The sequence below is a fragment of the Ruegeria sp. BI12 genome (genome assembly GCF_056537985.1).
Window position 1 is genome coordinate 573,030 of the sequence record NZ_JBQFSL010000002.1, and the last position, 17,176, is coordinate 590,205.

13 protein-coding genes and 1 tRNA gene are annotated in these 17,176 nt (G+C 55.1%); 1 reads left to right on the plus strand and 13 read right to left on the minus strand.

Translation table 11 applies throughout. The features are described 5' to 3' along the window. Nucleotides 1-30: 30 nt before the first annotated feature. The 12 genes from ACR0AK_RS15855 to ACR0AK_RS15910 form a co-directional block, all read right to left on the minus strand. Nucleotides 31-1,140, minus strand: a complete 1,110-nt coding sequence (locus ACR0AK_RS15855) for a transporter substrate-binding domain-containing protein (RefSeq protein WP_170559914.1) — start codon at nucleotides 1,138-1,140, stop codon at nucleotides 31-33. 46 nt (nucleotides 1,141-1,186) lie between these two features. After that, entirely contained in the window at nucleotides 1,187-2,449 is a 1,263-nt protein-coding gene (locus tag ACR0AK_RS15860) for a substrate-binding periplasmic protein (RefSeq protein WP_480794026.1), read from the minus strand. Nucleotides 2,450-2,470: 21 nt separating this feature from the next. Further along, nucleotides 2,471-3,256, minus strand: coding sequence for a PP2C family protein-serine/threonine phosphatase (locus ACR0AK_RS15865; protein ID WP_480794027.1), 786 nt, complete (start codon nucleotides 3,254-3,256; stop codon nucleotides 2,471-2,473). Nucleotides 3,257-3,259: 3 nt separating this feature from the next. Continuing rightward, complete coding sequence (locus ACR0AK_RS15870; RefSeq protein WP_480794028.1) at nucleotides 3,260-4,306, minus strand: FHA domain-containing protein; 1,047 nt, start codon at nucleotides 4,304-4,306, stop codon at nucleotides 3,260-3,262. 206 nt (nucleotides 4,307-4,512) lie between these two features. Further along, nucleotides 4,513-6,699: a serine/threonine protein kinase gene (locus ACR0AK_RS15875; protein ID WP_480794029.1), complete on the minus strand. Its 2,187-nt coding sequence runs from the start codon at nucleotides 6,697-6,699 to the stop codon at nucleotides 4,513-4,515. Nucleotides 6,700-7,037: 338 nt separating this feature from the next. Then, the gene (locus tag ACR0AK_RS15880; protein WP_480794030.1) at nucleotides 7,038-8,324 is read right to left on the minus strand and encodes a dynamin family protein; all 1,287 of its coding nucleotides are present in this window, start codon (nucleotides 8,322-8,324) and stop codon (nucleotides 7,038-7,040) included. Then, entirely contained in the window at nucleotides 8,321-10,363 is a 2,043-nt protein-coding gene (locus ACR0AK_RS15885) for a dynamin family protein (RefSeq protein ID WP_480794031.1), read from the minus strand. The genes ACR0AK_RS15880 and ACR0AK_RS15885 overlap by 4 nt, the downstream gene beginning before the upstream one ends. A 66-nt stretch (nucleotides 10,364-10,429) precedes the next feature. Continuing rightward, the gene (locus ACR0AK_RS15890; protein WP_480794032.1) at nucleotides 10,430-11,290 is read right to left on the minus strand and encodes a hypothetical protein; all 861 of its coding nucleotides are present in this window, start codon (nucleotides 11,288-11,290) and stop codon (nucleotides 10,430-10,432) included. A gap of 23 nt (nucleotides 11,291-11,313) precedes the next feature. Continuing rightward, nucleotides 11,314-11,715, minus strand: a complete 402-nt coding sequence (locus ACR0AK_RS15895) for a hypothetical protein (protein ID WP_170559927.1) — start codon at nucleotides 11,713-11,715, stop codon at nucleotides 11,314-11,316. Between the two features lie 32 nt (nucleotides 11,716-11,747). Continuing rightward, a complete protein-coding gene (locus ACR0AK_RS15900) occupies nucleotides 11,748-13,469 on the minus strand; it encodes a dynamin family protein (protein WP_480794033.1) in 1,722 nt (573 codons plus the stop codon). Between the two features lie 8 nt (nucleotides 13,470-13,477). Beyond that, a complete protein-coding gene (locus tag ACR0AK_RS15905; protein ID WP_170559929.1) occupies nucleotides 13,478-15,490 on the minus strand; it encodes a dynamin family protein in 2,013 nt (670 codons plus the stop codon). 2 nt (nucleotides 15,491-15,492) lie between these two features. Next, a complete protein-coding gene (locus ACR0AK_RS15910) occupies nucleotides 15,493-15,885 on the minus strand; it encodes a hypothetical protein (protein ID WP_480794034.1) in 393 nt (130 codons plus the stop codon). A 779-nt stretch (nucleotides 15,886-16,664) separates the two neighbouring features. Between ACR0AK_RS15910 and ACR0AK_RS15915 the strand changes: the two genes are divergently transcribed. Beyond that, a tRNA-Leu gene (locus ACR0AK_RS15915) sits at nucleotides 16,665-16,749 on the plus strand. Between the two features lie 213 nt (nucleotides 16,750-16,962). On the opposite strand, the gene ACR0AK_RS15920 is transcribed toward ACR0AK_RS15915, so the two are convergent. Then, nucleotides 16,963-17,160: a hypothetical protein gene (locus ACR0AK_RS15920; protein WP_480794035.1), complete on the minus strand. Its 198-nt coding sequence runs from the start codon at nucleotides 17,158-17,160 to the stop codon at nucleotides 16,963-16,965. Between the last annotated feature and the right edge of the window lie 16 nt (nucleotides 17,161-17,176).

A 17,176-nucleotide genomic window follows, 5' to 3' on the forward strand; every position in this document is an offset into this window, starting at 1 on the left:
CCCGTGGGTTGGAATGTGGAAAGTGGATCCTTAGCCGGATGAGGCTATCAGTCGTTCATTGTGCTCATTCAGTGTGTCCGAGATGATGGCGTACCATTCGCCAGACTCCCGCATTTCGTTCAGGCCTTTGTTCAGCATCGCCAGGTATTGTTTGCCCATTGGGTTGGACCGGTGAGTAATGAACCGCAGGGCTGAAAGTGTCGTGACATACGGGTTTTCGACGAGATCGTTCTCGTTGAGACCCATTTCAGCCATTGCGTCGGCAAAAAGCTGAACTTCGAAGGTCGCGACATCCGCGGAGCCAGTTAGGACGGCATCCAAGCATTCCCGCGCGGTAACGGGTTGCAGCAGATCGATGGTTTTTTCTGGTTGCAGACCTTCTTGTTCGAGGTCGTGGATGAACCATCCTTCCATACGGCAGACGGTTGCACCTTTTAGGTCTTCAAAGCTGGTCGCACTGGCGTAGTCGCTTTGGGGAAGTGTGTAGAAACCCAAGACGATGTCGTACACAGGTGCTGAAGCGTGGAATTGCGTACAGCGGATTTCTGTTTCCCAGGACCATTCGTAACTGCGGTTGGTGCAATCGGGCATGTTCCACGCCATCGACACGTCAAACGCGCCCAGCGGAAGCAGGGTTTCGATATGCGAGTTCCAGTCATCGACAAAGCTGATCGAATACTCGTGCGCATTGCCTGCCCGTTGCAGAGCCGTGGTTCCCAATCGAGTGATGAAACCACCGCCGTTTAGGGTCTCATCCGCGAACGGAGCCCAACCGTTGCCCGTAACCAGTTTGATTGGGGCTTTGAACGAACTTGTTTGGGTCGAGCTCGCAAAGCGTTCTTGCTGTTCTGCAATAATCTCGCGTGCGCTTTGGCCGTTCGGCAAGCTGCCGTCCTCACACGGAAGCACAAGTGCCAGACCAGGTGCCAGATCGTTGGGGTTGCTAATCGAGTTCCGGTTTGCGTTGAAAATTGGCTGGTAGTTTGACGTGCCGTAAGCAGCAATCGCAATGGTGGCCATCGTGTCACCGTCCTGTACCGTATAATTCGTACAGGCTTGCTGGGCGGCGGCGGCTCCGGCGCTTAACGCGATGACGGCAGCAGAGGTCATCGCAACGTTATGGAGCGGTAGTTTAGGCATTAGTTGTTTTCTCCAGAGATAGTAATTGAGAAGGCTTTAAAGTGTTTCAGCCGTTTTCCATTTGATGGCGTAGGGCGGTTGACACGATGTCGCGCCATTCGCCGGATTGCTGCATGATTGCCAGACCTTGATTCAGCGTCTCCAGGATCGCTTCGCCGTCTGGATTATCTTTATGGGTCATGACGTTAAGGGATTTGATCGCCGCCAGGTTGGGGTTTTCAATAATACGGTGTTCGTATCCCAGCCGTCCGATAGCTTCGATCGCCAGATGAGCTTCGATTGCGACGATGTCGGCTGTCCCGTCCATAACGGCGTGAAAGCAGTCATCGGGTGAAACGGGACGCACAAGCGAGATTGCCGGCTCATACAATCCGACCTCATCCATGTGTGACAACGACCAGCCTTCCGGCCGACAGATGGTTGTCCCGGCGAAGTCAGCATAGGTCAGTGTTTGCTCATAGCCCGATCCTTCGCGGGCAAAGAACGTGTCCACGACTTCGTAGAACGGGTTAGAGAAGTCGTACGTTTCGCACCGCGTACGGTCCTTTTCCGACAAAGTTTCTGCCGCTTCGCAGTTCGGACGCGACCATGGGAAGGTGGCATCAAACGCCAGTGTCGGCATCAGCAGGTCCAGATGCGATGACCAGTCATTGACGAACTGGATCTTATACGCCTGCTCGGGTGCGGCACGCAGCATCGCTGTCTCGACAAGGTAGGTGTAAAGGCCGCGATTGGGCAGTGCCTCGTCGGTGAAGGGCGCGTAATTGCCACCGGTGATCATCAGCAACTGGCGGTCGCGAATTTCCGGGCGTTCACCTTCATCCGCATTACGGATCAGAGCGGCTGCTTCCGCGCGCGCTGCTTCGATTTCGTCTTTAGCCGCCTCTTTGGCTACAACCACGGCATCTTCGCTGGCTTTTTTGGCTTCAGCTTCGGCTTCGGCCACGCGGGCTTCGGCCTCGGCAATGGCTTTGGCTGCGCGATCTTCGGCGGCCTTGACCAGCTCTGCTGCCATTTCGGCTGCCATGGCCTCGGCCTCAGTTTGCGGAACGGTCGAAGCGCGCCCAATGTCTTCCAAACAAGGCATGGTCAGAACGTCGCCCACCCGAATGATGTTCGGGTTATTGCCGATCACATCCCGGTTGGCATCGTAGATGATACGAAAATCTTCGGTCGAGTACACGTCGATCGAAAGCTCGCGCAGGCTGTCGCCGCGCTGAATTTCATAAGTTGAGCATGCCTGTTGCGCCGATGCAGTGCCCGCTGCGGCAGCAAGTGCCAGGCTTGATATGATCAGATGGTTTCTCATGGGTCCTGTTGCTTTGCCTTGTTAGTTTTTTGTGAGTTTGACGACACCGATCGAGGTGTTGTCCTGATCCGGGTCGCCTTTCGCGTCGAGCGCGGATTGCAGCGCCCCGGCGATGTCTTGCGCAAGCGCGCTGGCATTGGATTGAAGAATGGACTGAATTTCAGCATTGCTGAGGTATTGCAGGCCATCGCTTCCCAGAACCAAAACATCCGAAGGTGTCAGTTCATAAGGGGTCTCTGGGCAATCGACTTTTGGAATTGCCGCTCCCATGATGACCGAGGTCAGCTGATTTCGGTCTGGATGCGTAAGCGCTTCGGCCTCAGTCAAAGTTCCCTCGGCCATTTGCGCATCAATTACAGGCGCCATCGAATGATCTTCGTTGATCTGCGACAACTCTCCGTCCCGGAAAAGGTATAGGGGGCTGTCGCCGATAGAAATCCAAAACAGTCGCTGTCCCAGCAACAGAACGCCCAGCATGGTGGAGCCCATGTTGAATTCAGCGCCTTGTTCCTCGGAATAGCTGGCGATGGATGCGTTTGCCTGCATTGCTGCAAGAGGCAAAGCGTCTATCAAAGCGGACTCGGATGCCGCTGAACCTTCGAGCTCGGTATCCAGAGCGTCGCGCCAGGCACGGATCACAAGATCAGAAGCGACTTCGCCTGCCGCATGTCCGCCCATGCCATCGGCGACAACGACATAGCTTGCATTCGCTGCGTCGAACATGCGCGAGGCGACCGCGTCCTCCTGCGTGTCACGCCGGCCCTTATCCAGGATCAGCGCAATATCATATGCCGGTGTCGCCAGCATCAATCAGGAATCCCGCCAGTCAAAGCCATCGTCGCAGAATGCGGCAAAGCGAACTGATGTTTCGCTGATGCGGATCAGGTCTCCACTGGACAGTGCAACGGTGCTGAGAACCGGCTTGCCGTTTAGGCGAACCAGGTTCGCCTTACCGCCGTGTCCCAGATAACATTTGCGGTCTTCGGGGTCATAGGCAATCACCGCATGGTTGCTGCGGGAAATGCCGGTGTCTCCAAAATCCAGCTGAATGGCCTGATCGTCATTGCGACCAATCTGCATCAAGCCTTCGGTCAGCGTTATGCTCGCACCACGACCAGGGCCGCCGGTAACGACCAGCCAACCAACCGGGAACGATTGCTCGGCATTGTCTGTTTTTGCGGCAGGTTCTGCCGTTTCGATGAGGTCCTGCACATGTGTGTCAGCGCGTTCGAAGCCCAGGAAGGTTGTCTTGACGCGGCCGCGGCGATCTTCGGGGGCCGCGGACTGTGCCACCGGTGCGACTTCAACCTGTGGTTCTTCGGCGACCGGTTCTTCTGAAACCGGCTCTGCGATGGACTCTGGTTCCGCGATAGGTTCGTCTGCAACGATTTCTACAATCTGTTCCGGCTCGGGGTCTTCAACTTGAAGCACCTCGTGCTCGACCACCTCTTCGGTAACCGCTTCTTCTTCTGTCGCCACATCAGCGACTTCTTCAACCGCTGAGTGCAGCGTCAAAACAGTTTCAGTTTCGGGCTCGGGCGTCTCGTCCGCCACGTCCTGAACTTCTGCTATGACCTCTGCGACGACGATATCATCTTCGGCTTCAGCGGTGTCTGCTGCTTCATCCTCAGAGAAATCCGGCATCTTTTCTTCAGGCACCAGCTCGTCAGTTTCTTCGTAGTTGTCCGAAGACATATTGCCACCCGCCAGAGCTGCGCGCAGGGCATTGAAGTCGGCGATTGGCTCGGCCTTTTCCGCCTCTGGAGTTGCGGCTTCCGCTACTTCTTCGGCCTCAGTTTCTTTTGGTTTGCCGGCACCTTCGAGAAGCCGGCTAAGAGGGCTTTTGTATTTGAACATGGTGTCGACACCTTTTATTCTTGGCACAGGACATCTGTCCTGTGGGGCTGCTTCTTACCTCTGTGCGAAGTTGCACAACGGCACGGATAGTTGGGATAACAAAGACACTTTCTACTTCCGCGACGGGCCGGTTCCCGTCAGGGGTACCAAACAAGGCACTACCCTCAGCAAACACACACTGGCAGATCACTTAGGAACCGGTCAGATCACTCCTGCGCTAGAGGCATTTCAGCATTCGTCGCGACCCCGTTGCGCAAAATGCTAAAGCTGGCCTGAGGCTGATTTTCGGATACGAGATCGGCTAGCAAGACTTCCAGACTTTCCGAACCATCAATGCTCGTGCCCGAATTCGTCTCTGCGACTAGGATATCGCCTGCCTGCAAGCTGCCTGTCGGCTCTGGCGGAACCGAGGTCAGAACTGTTTTCCACCCGGCGCCGTCTTTGTTTTGAATTGCGAAAACATAGCCGTTCTCCAGGCCAAGCACCCGCATCGCGGGCAGCGCCAACAATCCGTTCTGTGGGCGGGTTTCGCCCAATGTACGATAGCGGGCAGAGACACGAATGTAGCCGTCCGGGTCCACGTTCAGATCGTTCAGCACCTGAGCCGCAAATGTTGTGTCTGCCTGCACCGGCTTGCCGTTTAAAGTAAAGATGGTTGCGCCACGCTTGACCCATTCACCTACAATTGCCGGGTCCATGTCCTGGTCGACGCCAGTAACTGCGATCACGTTGCCAGTTGAAGCTCGACGTCGTGAAGTCTGAAACGGGATGTCCACGTCCCAATGCGAAAATGCAGTCTGTTGTTCTGCCAAGTTTACCGGCTTTTGTTCTTCCAGGTTTACCGGTTCCGCGGGAACAAGTGGCGTAGGCTCGACTGTAGCGGCTTCAGCCGTTTCCGTTGCCCCAGCGTCTTCCTGGTCCGTTGCAACCGGTTCTTCTTGCGCCTGCTCGACAGGCTCTGGAGTGGCTTCGACCTCAACCGGTGCGGGCTCAGTAGGTTCTGGCGCCGGCTCCGCAATAGCTGCAGTCACCTGCTCGACCGTTTCCTGCTCGGGTGTTTCGACTACGGCGACTTCTTCCGCTGTTTCCGTCGTTACGGGTGATTGGGTCGATGCGGTGTCTTCAACCGGAGTATCTTTCCCGGACATAAAGAAGAACCCACCGGCCGCCAAAGCGGCCACCACAGCCACACCTGCGACTACCTTGCCGGCACCGCTGGAACCGCTTTTGACCACAGTGTCTACTGCAACGGCGGCTTCCTCTTTCGCGGTGAAAGTAGCAAGCCCCTCGTCGTTCTTATCCTCATTGCCCAGTGCAATGTCTGTGTTACCGGCCAGCAAAGCGGTGACGACGGCTTCGGCGTTCTCGCTTTCCGCCTTGATCCTGGCTTTTTCTTCTTCTTCGTCTTTTTGGTCCATCGCAACGATCACCGACACTGGCCGGTAATCGAAGCTGTCGAACATCACGCTGGGGCCACGGAACATACGCAGCCAATCCAGTGCGGTCTGCAGGCGATCCGTTGAGTGAACTTCCATAGCCTTGTCGATGGCTTCAAGGAACCCTTCGGGATAGCCTTCGAAGCGCCCGGCCAGTGGAGTGTAGGGGTCCCGCTGGCTGTTGTTGAAGGCGTTCAGGCGGGTTTGGCCGTCTATCGGACGTTCACCACTGATTGCGTGATAGAGCGTCGCCGCTAGAACATAAAGGTCACTGCTCGGCCCTTGCTCAGCGCCGCGCACGTAAAATTCGTGCGGTGAGTACCCATCCTTGATGACCCGCAGTGTCATCAGTGCAGCAGACTGGTGCGCAGCCTGTTCGCGCGCAGCACCAAAGTCGATCAGAACCGGATCGCCGTTTTCGTCTATTAGGATGTTGTCGGGCGAAATGTCCCTATGCAGCATGCCGCTTTGGTGGATGAAAGACACCGCCGACAGCATTTTCTCCGTGACCTGAACGATAAATTCGGGGCCAGCCTTGTTTTCAGGGTTCTCAACATAATCCAACAGATCGCAGCCGCGGATGTAGTTCATCGCGATATAGGCTGTCTCGTTGTCTTCGAAGACCTGATGTACGTCTACAATGTTGGGGTGCACCAGACGGGCGTGGTTGCGCGCTTCGAGGATAAACAGGTCGATGATCGCGCGCAGGTCGTCTTTGTAACCCGGTTCAACCGGTTCAACCAAATCGCCATTGCGACGGCAAAGGGCACCAGGATAGCACTCTTTAATCACTACTTCGCGTTCCAGGCTGTCACGCGCAAGATAGGTGATTCCAAACCCGCCATTGCTGATAAAACGCAGGATTTCATACTGCCCGCGCAACAGCTTGGCGCCGGGTTGAAGTCCTTCAATTTTCGGTTCGTCGTGCGTCGCGCCGACGGCCTGGTTGTGGCTCATTTCTTTCCGCCCGTTCTAATCGTTTTGCGGCTTTACTTAACTGGGCTTTCAGCCCGCGAACTCACAACCAAACACAACCGCAGGACACTCATGAACGTTAGACGTTTCAAATTTGACATTATTGGGGCCGCCTGATGGCTTCACTAAGAACTCAGCGCCGTGAAAATCTATATATTGTGTTGGGGTTGTAGTTTTGCGCCACATATTGAATAGCAGGCGGTAAAATTTGCGGACTGAGTGCCTGTTTTTTACGTATTGGGCATCAAAACCGAAACAATACCCCCGCGATTCTAAAGGCTTCGAATCGCCGTGCACGGCTCAATTAAAACGGGTGGAGGTCAGGTTCCGGTTTTTGGCTGAACGGAATCGACGCGGCTGCCGGCCCAGGCGAGGTTGTCGCTGAGCTGTGCGAGGATGCTGATCGCATCCTTGAGGGGGGCGTCACCACTTTCGAATTGCAGTAGCAAAAGAAGATCCGTGGCCTTTTCGAACTCACCAGGAATCCAGTCAGCTTCGGCCGCGATTTCGCCCCCTTGCTCAAGACGCTCTGCAAAGTCTTCGACGATTTCCTGACAGCTGTTCAGGAATGCGGCGGGTTCGATATCCGATGTTTCGCGCAAGTCGTCATAGATACTTGCAATAGCCGCCAGCCAATCTTCGAGGATCGGATTTTCCAGAGGGGGAAGGGCGGATTCCAGAGTAGCATGAATCGAGGGTGTTTCGACTGGCGTCGGCTCAGGGTCGTGCATATTCTGGCTGGATAGAAATGGAAGAAACTCCTGCTCGATATCCTTTCTGGCAGCTTCCAAATCTTTCAAACGCCGTTCCGACGCGACTTGCAGGACCTGTTCGGCAAGGTTTTGTCCGCCGCAGGTCTCCCACAAATCGAAATCAGGTTCGGGCTCTTGCGCCATAGCCTTGACGGCCACCGGCGTGCCGATGGGCACGACCGAGCGGAAAAACTCGCCTTTTTCCTTTTCCAGCCGGTTCAGAACACGGTCCAATGCATCACGAACCGGAGGAAGGTCCGTGTGGGTCACTGCCAACAAACTGTTTGAGCGCAACTCTTGCGGAACTTGTGCCCAAAGGTGGCGTTCTGTCTCTCGCCAGGCGTTTGTTCCGTTAGTGCACCATATGGCGCAATCGACATAGGACAAAAGTTCCAGGGTGGATTTGTAGGTATCGTCCAGCGCGCCAGTTCCAGGCAGATCAAACAGAGAAATTTCCTGCAGGGCCGGAGTATTCAGCCCGACCGAGATAAAGTCCGGATTGTCGGCCGCAGCTTTTTCCAAAGCGATTCCAGAATAGACTTTGGGTTCCTTGTCCCACCAGCCAACTGTGGTTTCCGGTGTATCCGCATACGCAACAATCACCAATGGCAGTTTCAGATGCTGAGGACCCGTGGGTAGAATATCGGCCCCGGCCAGCATGTTGGCGAGACTGGATTTCCCGGCCCCGAATTCCCCGGCGAAACCGATATTGACCGCGTTCGAAAGCCGTTCGGCATGAAACAAGGCGCGTTCGCGCATCTTGTCCAGACCTGCCTCTGAAGGCAGGTTTTCCGTGGCGGTCAGGAAGCGTTCAAGCTTGCGTACTTCCTGTTCGGTTCCGGGAAATTCAATCATTCCGCAGCCTCTGCTAATTTCTTGCGGGCGTTATTGCCGCCAAACACCGCATCCAGATCATCTGCAACACGTTGCGCCTGATCGAATGCCGCCTGTGCTTCTGCACGAACATTGGTTTGGCCGGATCCGACCCGTTGTTCAAGGTGTCCGGCCAACAATGCCAGATAGTGGTCAAGAACGGTGTTCAGACGTTCCAGCAGATCTGTACGTGCTGTGTCCACCAGATCGTCCCCGATCATTTCGAACTCCTGAACGATCATACGCTCGGCCCGCGCGACGACACTTTTGCGCGAGATCAGACGGGACAGCCAACTGACGCGCAATTCCACGGTAATGCCCCGCGTAAGCGCGGTGGTGTCTGGGCGGAACCAACGAACCGCACTGGTATTCATCCGACTGTCGGCCGGGTCCTGCCAGCCGGGCAGGGCGCGAAGGGCGGCATTGCTGTTCATGTCTATGGCGTAAAGTTCGCTGAGCATCCGCTGTCGGACCACTTGAGTTGCACCCTGAACCAGTTCGCGCATGCGATCCCGCAGTGGTGAAAAGTTCAGCTCGGTGTCACCGCCTTTGGCCAACAGGGGTGACGCGCCATTCGGCCCCCGGACAACCGCGGAAACAGCCTCTGACACAGTGTCATCCATAACCCCGCGAAGATTGGCCAACACATCATCCATGTCGTCAATGATCTCAGTGGTTTTTTGCGAAACCAGAGTGCGCAGTTCGGCCAGTGTTTTATCATTTTCACCGCCGCTGGTCAGATCAGCAGAGTTTTCATCATCAATCGCGCGCAGATGGGCCTTGGAGCGTTCAAGTTCACCTTGGGCAAAGCTGTTAAGGTGCTGCCAAGCCATCTTGAGCTGTTCGTCACGCGGCCCTTGAGTCAAAGCATGGGTAACATGACGGCGCAGATCGGGCAGACCCGAGGCAATCATTGCCGCAAAGCGCAGAACACCCTCGCGACTGATCGGGCCGGGGCCTTGCTTGATCTCCTCAACACCGTCCAGATACTGTTTCATCTGCTCGGGGTGGGCGCGCAGCCAGGCCAGAACATGATCGTGGTTCACTCCGGTATCGTCACCGGTCAGCGCATAGTGAGCCCATTGGGCGCTGCCCATAAGAACATCGATGTTCGAGTTGCCCAGTGCTTTTTCAAGGCCCTCCAAAACATCCGTTCGGACTTTTCCAGCGTCTTCGGCTCCGCCGCCCAACTCGTCTACGCGGTTGATGAACACGACGATCTGTCCCAGTTCCAGAGCCTGCATCAGACGGAACAGCTTCAGATCCGCCCGTGAAAGGGCCTGATGCGCAGATAAAACCACAACAAAGAAATCGGATTCTTTGAGATACTGGCGCGAGATTTCTTCGCGGATCAGCAGAGGGTCGTTGACGCCAGGCGTGTCTGTGACGGTCAGCGGGAACGGAAAGTGGCCGATGTCAAAGTACACCTCGGCCTTGCGCGTGATGTCGCTGTACAATCCCCGATCGGAACCGGGATCATATTCCTCGCTGTCGGTCGGATCGTCGCCGGCGCAAACATAACGGGCCAGATCGTCCGAGTTCAGATGCTCCAGATCGTGGTGTTGGCCGAGCAACTGCTCGTAACTATCGCCCAATCGCAGTTGGGCGCGGGTTTTCATCGCGTCGACCTGCTCTTCGATCATTTCGCGCTTATAACTGTCCTCGTCATCGGGGAACATATTGCGCAGTTCTTCGCCCTCGGCGATCAACGCCTGCCACTGACGGTTATCGAAGAAATGGAATTCGGCCCCTTCGGTCCGACCCGAGGGGTGACCGAAATGCATATCGGTGATCACGGTTGTCCAAGGATTCACGTCCGAAGGCAGGTATTCTGCCTGCCCAGTGAACCCGTTGATAAGGCGGGACTTACCAGCCTTGATCTGCCCGACAAATGCGATTGACGGTTTCAGATTGGATAGATCGCCTACAATGCGCGAAATAAACTGGCGGGTCTCGTCATTGCTGACCCCGTTCATATCTTCGGCTATTCGAATTAACTCACGACGGTTACTTTCACTCATACTTTTACCCTGGGTACTTGCAATCACAGATTGAATTAGTCGAAAAATTGAATGTTACGAGCGCATTCATTGGGAACGCTCCGTCAGAGATGTCCACAGACTCACTATGGCTCCAAGTTTGCGGGCCTCGTGAACTACCATGGAGAATTCTTTGCCGTCATTCATAACAGCCAAGCCAGAACCTTTGCCTCCGGAAGGGCGCATAACGATCAGTTGTGGATGATCCAGAGCGCTGGCTGTGTCGTCATCCCAGCCTGAAAGGTCACGGGCGAATTGCGCCAGTAAGGTTTGATCGGCATGCAATGACTGATCTTCAGCGCAATCGCCATCCGACTGAATCAATTCCCCGTTCGGGGCTTTGGCCTGGATGCGGCCAACGGCCAAACGTTGGCTGCCTTGGTAGAACAAGCCGACCAAGCCGTCCGTATCGTCCTCAGATTCCACATCAACATTAGGCTCGGTGGTGTCTGGAACAACCGATATGACGGGTTCTGCGGGCATTTCGATCGTCGTGCAGGCTTTGGCAATTTCGCTGAACGTGATGCCTACATCGTCCGCTTCAAGCATGGTGTCCGGTCGCAGCGAGATCATGCTAAGCGGCGCAGGTGCCGCGGCAATATCGGTTACCAGTTGCGCCAACTGACCAGCCAGCGCTTCTCGCTGTTCGGTTTCAAAGTCCGGCGCAACGCCGGATCGGACGCGAAAAACGTCGGTAACCCGAGAGCTGTTAACCTCAATCGCGAGGCAATCGCCATTGGCCGCCGTGAACTCCAGCCGACGTGGTAAAACAGTACCACGGATGGATTGCAGCACCCTATCGCGACGCTCAACGGCCGTGTCACCCGATAGCGCAACGGCAGGTTCCAGCCGTGCAACCGATGATCGTCCGATATCCTCGAGCAGGTCGAGTATGTCTGTATCCATCATGCCGTGACCCCCTCTGGTCCCGTCTAAACTGCGGCCGCGACCGGCCCCAAACTGAGATGCGATTTTGTCAGTGCCAATCCTACATTCGCGCTGTTGCGACAGATGTAGCAGACTACGTGATCCGGATAGGCCTCTGTCCTCAAAAATATGTTCAGCCTATCCCCTGAAAACACAGCGATTTCCCCAAACCCCGGATTTTCAGCATCGGCATTCCCCGATTGCCGCAGCAATGTTTCAAAAGCACCGACACCGCCGCCTTGAAACAGGTTCGCCACCGCAAGAGCGAGACTGTCCAGCACCTTTGCGTCCTCTTGATCGGTAATGCTGGTCCCCAATAACATCCCTGTTTCCATGTCGACGTACCCGGCTGCAACGCAGTCGGGTATCGTTTCCATCGCGGATTTCAGTGCGGCTTCGATAGACATCGGGTGTCCCGTCCTTCTACCTTGGTTTCACGTTATAAAACATGCCATTCAGCCCCGCCTTTGTTTCCGGTTTTCGGAAGCGTTGGCACATCTTCATTTGCGTCACGGGCGCTGTGTTCAGCAGCGATCTTGTCGAACTCTTCAAGGAAGGCTCCGAATACTTTTTTCAGGCCTTCGACGTCTTCGGGAAGATCTTCGCCTGTCGTAATCTCACGCCACATCGCCGACGCGCTGAGGGTTGATCCGGCGTCCACACTCAATAGTTGCTCCAACGTTTCAGACTCGGGCTCTGCGTCTGAAGAGGTGCCGTTCGGCATGGGCACGACCTGTGTTTCGATCAGGCCGCTGGTTTCAGGTTCCGGTTCGAATTCATCAGCCGCACCATTGGATTGCTCGGCAAGCAAGGCAGCAATGGAAGACACGGAAACATCAGCGCTTTGAGCGTCTACTTGAGGTTCGTCGGCCTCACTGGTTTCAGGCGCATCAGCCAGCTTACCCTCATTCGATGTCCCAAAGGGGTCCTGGCCATCGAAGTTGATGTCAGGCTGTTCTGCTTCGTCTTCACCTTCCAGTTCCAAGGAATCTTCTTCGTCGAAATCCTCGTCATCTAGTTCAAGAAACGCGTTTTCTTCCGAAGGGATTTCCGTGATATCTGCCAAATTTAAAGGTTGGCTAGGTGTTTCCCGGAAGAATGACCGTAGCTCGTCCTGATCGGTTTCCGTTTCAGGTTTGGTTTCTTCTGATATCGCGGTCATCTCAGCGCGCAACCGCTCTGCCTCATCCGCATCAATCCGGGGGGCACGTTCGGTATCGTTTGAGCGTGCTTCTACGCGGGCAGGGCGTACAGGAAAGCTGGTTACCACTTCGTCCTGCGCATTTTCGTCCTGAACGGGATTGACCAGCTTCAGCGGAGTGAGCTGTTCGGCACTTTCAGTAGTTTTGCGTGGGCGGATCGGTTGGACACGTGGCCTATCAGCAAGGCTATTGTCGATCTGGTACCGCGCCAACATGTCTGCGCGATTGTCCATGATCTGCTCGGTGATCTCAAGAAAGCTGTCCACCATCTTGCCACCACCGCTGCGTCCCCACAGTTCAGCATCGCCGCTCTTGTCGCGCGCGATAATCGCATCGCGGGCCGAGAACAAAATTGACCGGTTAAACAGATGTCCGGCCTCACGGTTGACGCGGCGCAACACCTTCTGGCGGTCTTTCGGACCCAATGTATCCGCACGTGTTACCAGCAGCAGCGAGTTATGCTGCAACCGTTCCGGCAGAGCGACCCATGTCGCCCGCTCGGTCTCCCGCCAGGCTTGGGTTGCATGTGTGCACCACAGCACGCCATTGGCCTGACCTACGGCGCGACGCCATACATCGGTTGAAATCTTGGGGTCCGAGATACCCGGCGTGTCGATCAGATCAACCGCTTCGAGAATGTCGGATTCCAGAAAAATACGAACGAATTGGGCGTCGTTTACACCGACCGACTCCAACGCATCCAACTCGATGTTTTCGCGTGTGCCGTCGTGGCGCTGTACATAGGCAGATTGCTTGCCCCAACTGAACCAGACGGGAGGCAATTGTGTGGCCGTCACCTGAGTCGGCAGCGTATGCGACCGAAGCAGAAAGTTCATCAGCGTCGATTTGCCGGCGCTGAATTCACCCATGAGTGCAAAGATCGGCTTGCGGCGGGACCACTGCTCGATGCGTTCCCATGCTTTGGGCGAGACGAAACGGGTTTGTGAGTCTTTTGCCATATCGCTACTTATGCTGCCTCGTTACTAAGATCTTTCAGGATGTCGCCCAGAATATCGTCACGCGATTTCTGTGGTGTCAGTCCTGCCATCAGAGCTGCGTTGCGGCTTGGGTCATTCTCGGCTGAGGCCGAAATGCTAAGCAACGTCTCTTTCTGCTCGCGCATGAAATCCGACAGGATTGCCCGAACGTTTTCCAACACGGCGGCTACTTGGTTTTCCTCAATGTCCTTGGTGATCGAATTCGCCTCGGACGTGATCAGGCGGGTATAGTCGGCGGCGTAGGCTTCGAACCCTTTTCGGCGTTGCCACCAGCGGCGCCACCACGTGCTTTGCAGATCCAGCGCAATGGTTCGCCCGATGCCAAGCGGGGGCGGTACACGCGGAACGATGGGCGCTTCGATACTGAACTCACCCAAGTGGTTGCCCAGAATCTTCTGGTAAAGGGCCTCAATATCTGCGGCTGCAGTATTGTACAGCGCACTTGCTTCTTTGCGCATCGATCGCGCAAAGCTGAAGTATGCCGCCTTTTGCAAAGTCCGGAGCCCCGCAGGGTCATACTGCCATGTGCCCTGTTCGCCATTCAGCTCCAAGTGAGCTATCAGCGAGTCCGTCGCGCGTTTGACAAAGTTGGTTTCCGCCGAGTTCAGTCGTTCCAACACCTTGGCACGCAAGGATGCGGTCAGTTCGGCCGCTTTCTTTTCGTACTGCTCCGATAGCGTTGCGATCGCTTCTTCGGGTGACACACCGTCCAAGTCGCGCACGAGACCTTCGCCACCCGAAAGGGTTTTGGCGACAGCCGTAGCGCGGATTTGGCTGGCGATGTTCCGCGCGCGGTGGCGCACTCGATCCAGCAGACGGTTGCCTGCGCCTTCGGCAATGCGTTCGTTCATGGCCAACAGCAGATCGGGCAGACCGGACAGCGCCCAGATCTTGTCGAGCGAGGGGGCCTGATCGCCAAAACCGGCCGCCAGGTAGAACGTGTTCAACGCCTCTCGCGATTCATCAGACAAAATTTCGGGGTTACCAGTCAACGCGGCTTCAGCCCATAGGGCGCTGCCAAAAATGACGCTGGTGCTGGAATCGATATTGTTCTGTTTGAGCGTATCCAGGATCCGATCACGGATTTCCGGGACCTGATTGACCGGATCTGCCAGTTCGTCAATTCGGTTCACAAACAGGATGATCTGTCGATTTTCGAATTGCGCGATAATCCGCATCAGCGCCATGTCCATTGTCGTCAACGCCTGGCTGGCAGCCAGAACAACAACGCAGACCTCTGATCCGCGCAAGCTGCGCAGAGTAATCTGCTCGCGGACCATAAAGGTATCGTTGACACCCGGCGTGTCGCACAGTTTCAACGAAATCGGATATTGCGGAATGTCCATATACAATTCCGCCGACTTCGTCACATCAGCGAACCGCCCGGTCTTTGGGTTGATGTCCGGATCGTCTTCGTCACCCAGGCAGACATAGCGCTGGATCAGTTCTTCATCGAAGTAATCATACTGATGGCTTTGCCCCAGAATAAGGTCGAAATGCTGGCCCAGCCGGGATTCGGATTTGGCCTTCATCTCACCAATCTGGCGGCGAATGTCATCCATCTCGTCATCTGCACCGGCACGGTTTGCCAGTTCACCCAGACGGCCGCCGCCGACCATCAAGTTGTCCCATTCTTCCTGTTCGAAGAAGGTAAACTTTGCGCGTTTGTCCCCTTCGGTGCGGGTATTGATGTTTAGTGTGGTCACCACTGACGTCCACGGGTTCACATCCGACGGCAGCAGGGCGGGGCGCCCGGCCAGGATGTTCACGATCGAGGACTTACCGGCCTTGACCTGCCCGACCATAGTTACGCTGGCCGTGAAATTCTCCATCCGCGTCTTGAGCGTCGCAAGTCGAGCGGACGAACGCGCATCCGCCACCTCTGTCAATTGATCAATCTGTGCGGTCAGCGAAGTCATCGCCGACGTCATGGGCGTCAGTGCCTCATTGCCAACTGACAAAAGATGGTCGTTGCGCGCCATGTTCAGCCTCCGGTTCCTGTTGCGGCCAACGTGTCCGTTGGCGTGCTGGTCATGGTGTCGATTCGAGCGATGAGATTCAGCGCATTACCCAGGATTGCGGCTTCGGCCCCCGGAGAAATCGATTCGAAGGTGTGGCAATCGGCCAAAACTTCGATCGAACTGAAACGCTCGCTGTTTTCAAGTCGGGCGAGACGACGCCCCGTCGGAAAGCCCTCAGATTTGGTTTCAGGCAATGGCATGCGCGAATTGGCAAGCAGGTATCGCCGCCCGGATCGCGTGCGCAATGACACGCCAAACCCGGTGTTCGGATGGTCGCGGTTCAGGGATTTGAGTTCACCAAGAAAACTTTCACGCGCAAGGCCAACGGCTTCTTGCTCGGCAGCAGCGGAGTTCATCATATTGGTCACGTTTCAGACCCTTGTACTGGAGTTGAGCGAAAAAAACTCGTACAGCGCCCGAGGGCAAAAAGACTCATTAACTCCTGCCGCTCATCAATGACTTTCAAGGCGGTCTTATTTTGACGCGAATAAGATATTTTGGCGTTTGAATTGTGGCGCAAATGTGTTGTGCATTGCTTTTATCCTTCAACCTATGGGCGTATTTTTGACATCGATTTAGGCAAAAATACTTTTAGCTCGCAGTCTGAGCGAACTGACTTTTTAAAGAGATGCGCGAGCGACACATTTTGTGAAGCCCACTTAACATAATGTTTTAAATAGGTTTTAGTAAATTTCTAAAGCCAAGATTACGCAAGTGACAACTGTAAAACAAATACCTGTCGTGAATGCTTTTGAGTTTTCGCCATTGGTAGCTTTTCCAGAGGGGAAGGAGATGCTCAACGTAAGCTTGTTTTCATTTTATCACCAAATGTCTTGGAATGTTGCCAGGAAAGGGACAATAAAAACAGTCTAAATTGACAAGGGAATTCTGTTGATCTGTTTGAAGCGTAATTTGAACGGACGATTGTTTTGTTTCCAACGCAGCAACACATTGGGCCTATCCAAGGCCCGCTTGGCGGCAGCTCCCGGCAAAGGTTACAGGTGCTCGGCGTTCGGCTCGGGAATATATTGCGTTGTTGTCATCAATAATCTTGCATGCAACGCGATTTTCCCTCTCGCACTCCGCTGCAAGCTTTGCTATTGACGCCCACATTCTGGCACTGAGTGCCTGGGTTGCGGGTGTGGCGAAATTGGTAGACGCACCAGATTTAGGTTCTGGCGCCGCAAGGCGTGGGGGTTCAAGTCCCTCCACCCGCACCAAAGTTTTCCCAAGGGTTTTTGTTTTGCGGTCCGGCTGAGCATGGCATTTGGCCAACGTCACAGCCTTGTGCTCGAAGGTCGACTGGATTTCAGCTCCTGAACACTCATGCATTACCGTGCAGCAAACTTCTGTTCAGGTGCAGCTGGGGCGACAACCCAGATCGCTATGGCTTCAAAAGCAGGGTTACATGCCGTTTCGCATGAGGCGTGTCGTCATGAGAACAGGTAGTAGATCGTGGGAGACGTGAATAAAATTGCCACCGCGACGGCAAACCAAACCAGCACGCATACCCAATATGTTCCTGGATTTTCTGCCCGGGTGACCCGTTCCCACAAGTAGGTCGAACCAAAAACCAAATCACGAACGGCCCATACGAACAGGCCAAGCCCAACAAAAAACCAGAAATCCATAAGCCCCTCGTATGCT

Coding starts and splice junctions, on each gene's coding strand:
- ACR0AK_RS15900 (WP_480794033.1), bottom strand. CDS start 13,469: ATGGCAAAAGACTCACAAACCCGTTTCGTCTCGCCCAAAGCATGGGAA.
- ACR0AK_RS15875 (WP_480794029.1), bottom strand. CDS start 6,699: ATGAGCCACAACCAGGCCGTCGGCGCGACGCACGACGAACCGAAAATT.
- ACR0AK_RS15905 (WP_170559929.1), bottom strand. CDS start 15,490: ATGGCGCGCAACGACCATCTTTTGTCAGTTGGCAATGAGGCACTGACG.
- ACR0AK_RS15890 (WP_480794032.1), bottom strand. CDS start 11,290: ATGATGGATACAGACATACTCGACCTGCTCGAGGATATCGGACGATCA.
- ACR0AK_RS15880 (WP_480794030.1), bottom strand. CDS start 8,324: ATGATTGAATTTCCCGGAACCGAACAGGAAGTACGCAAGCTTGAACGC.
- ACR0AK_RS15885 (WP_480794031.1), bottom strand. CDS start 10,363: ATGAGTGAAAGTAACCGTCGTGAGTTAATTCGAATAGCCGAAGATATG.
- ACR0AK_RS15855 (WP_170559914.1), bottom strand. CDS start 1,140: ATGCCTAAACTACCGCTCCATAACGTTGCGATGACCTCTGCTGCCGTC.
- ACR0AK_RS15910 (WP_480794034.1), bottom strand. CDS start 15,885: ATGAACTCCGCTGCTGCCGAGCAAGAAGCCGTTGGCCTTGCGCGTGAA.
- ACR0AK_RS15870 (WP_480794028.1), bottom strand. CDS start 4,306: ATGTTCAAATACAAAAGCCCTCTTAGCCGGCTTCTCGAAGGTGCCGGC.
- ACR0AK_RS15895 (WP_170559927.1), bottom strand. CDS start 11,715: ATGTCTATCGAAGCCGCACTGAAATCCGCGATGGAAACGATACCCGAC.
- ACR0AK_RS15920 (WP_480794035.1), bottom strand. CDS start 17,160: ATGGATTTCTGGTTTTTTGTTGGGCTTGGCCTGTTCGTATGGGCCGTT.
- ACR0AK_RS15860 (WP_480794026.1), bottom strand. CDS start 2,449: ATGAGAAACCATCTGATCATATCAAGCCTGGCACTTGCTGCCGCAGCG.
- ACR0AK_RS15865 (WP_480794027.1), bottom strand. CDS start 3,256: ATGCTGGCGACACCGGCATATGATATTGCGCTGATCCTGGATAAGGGC.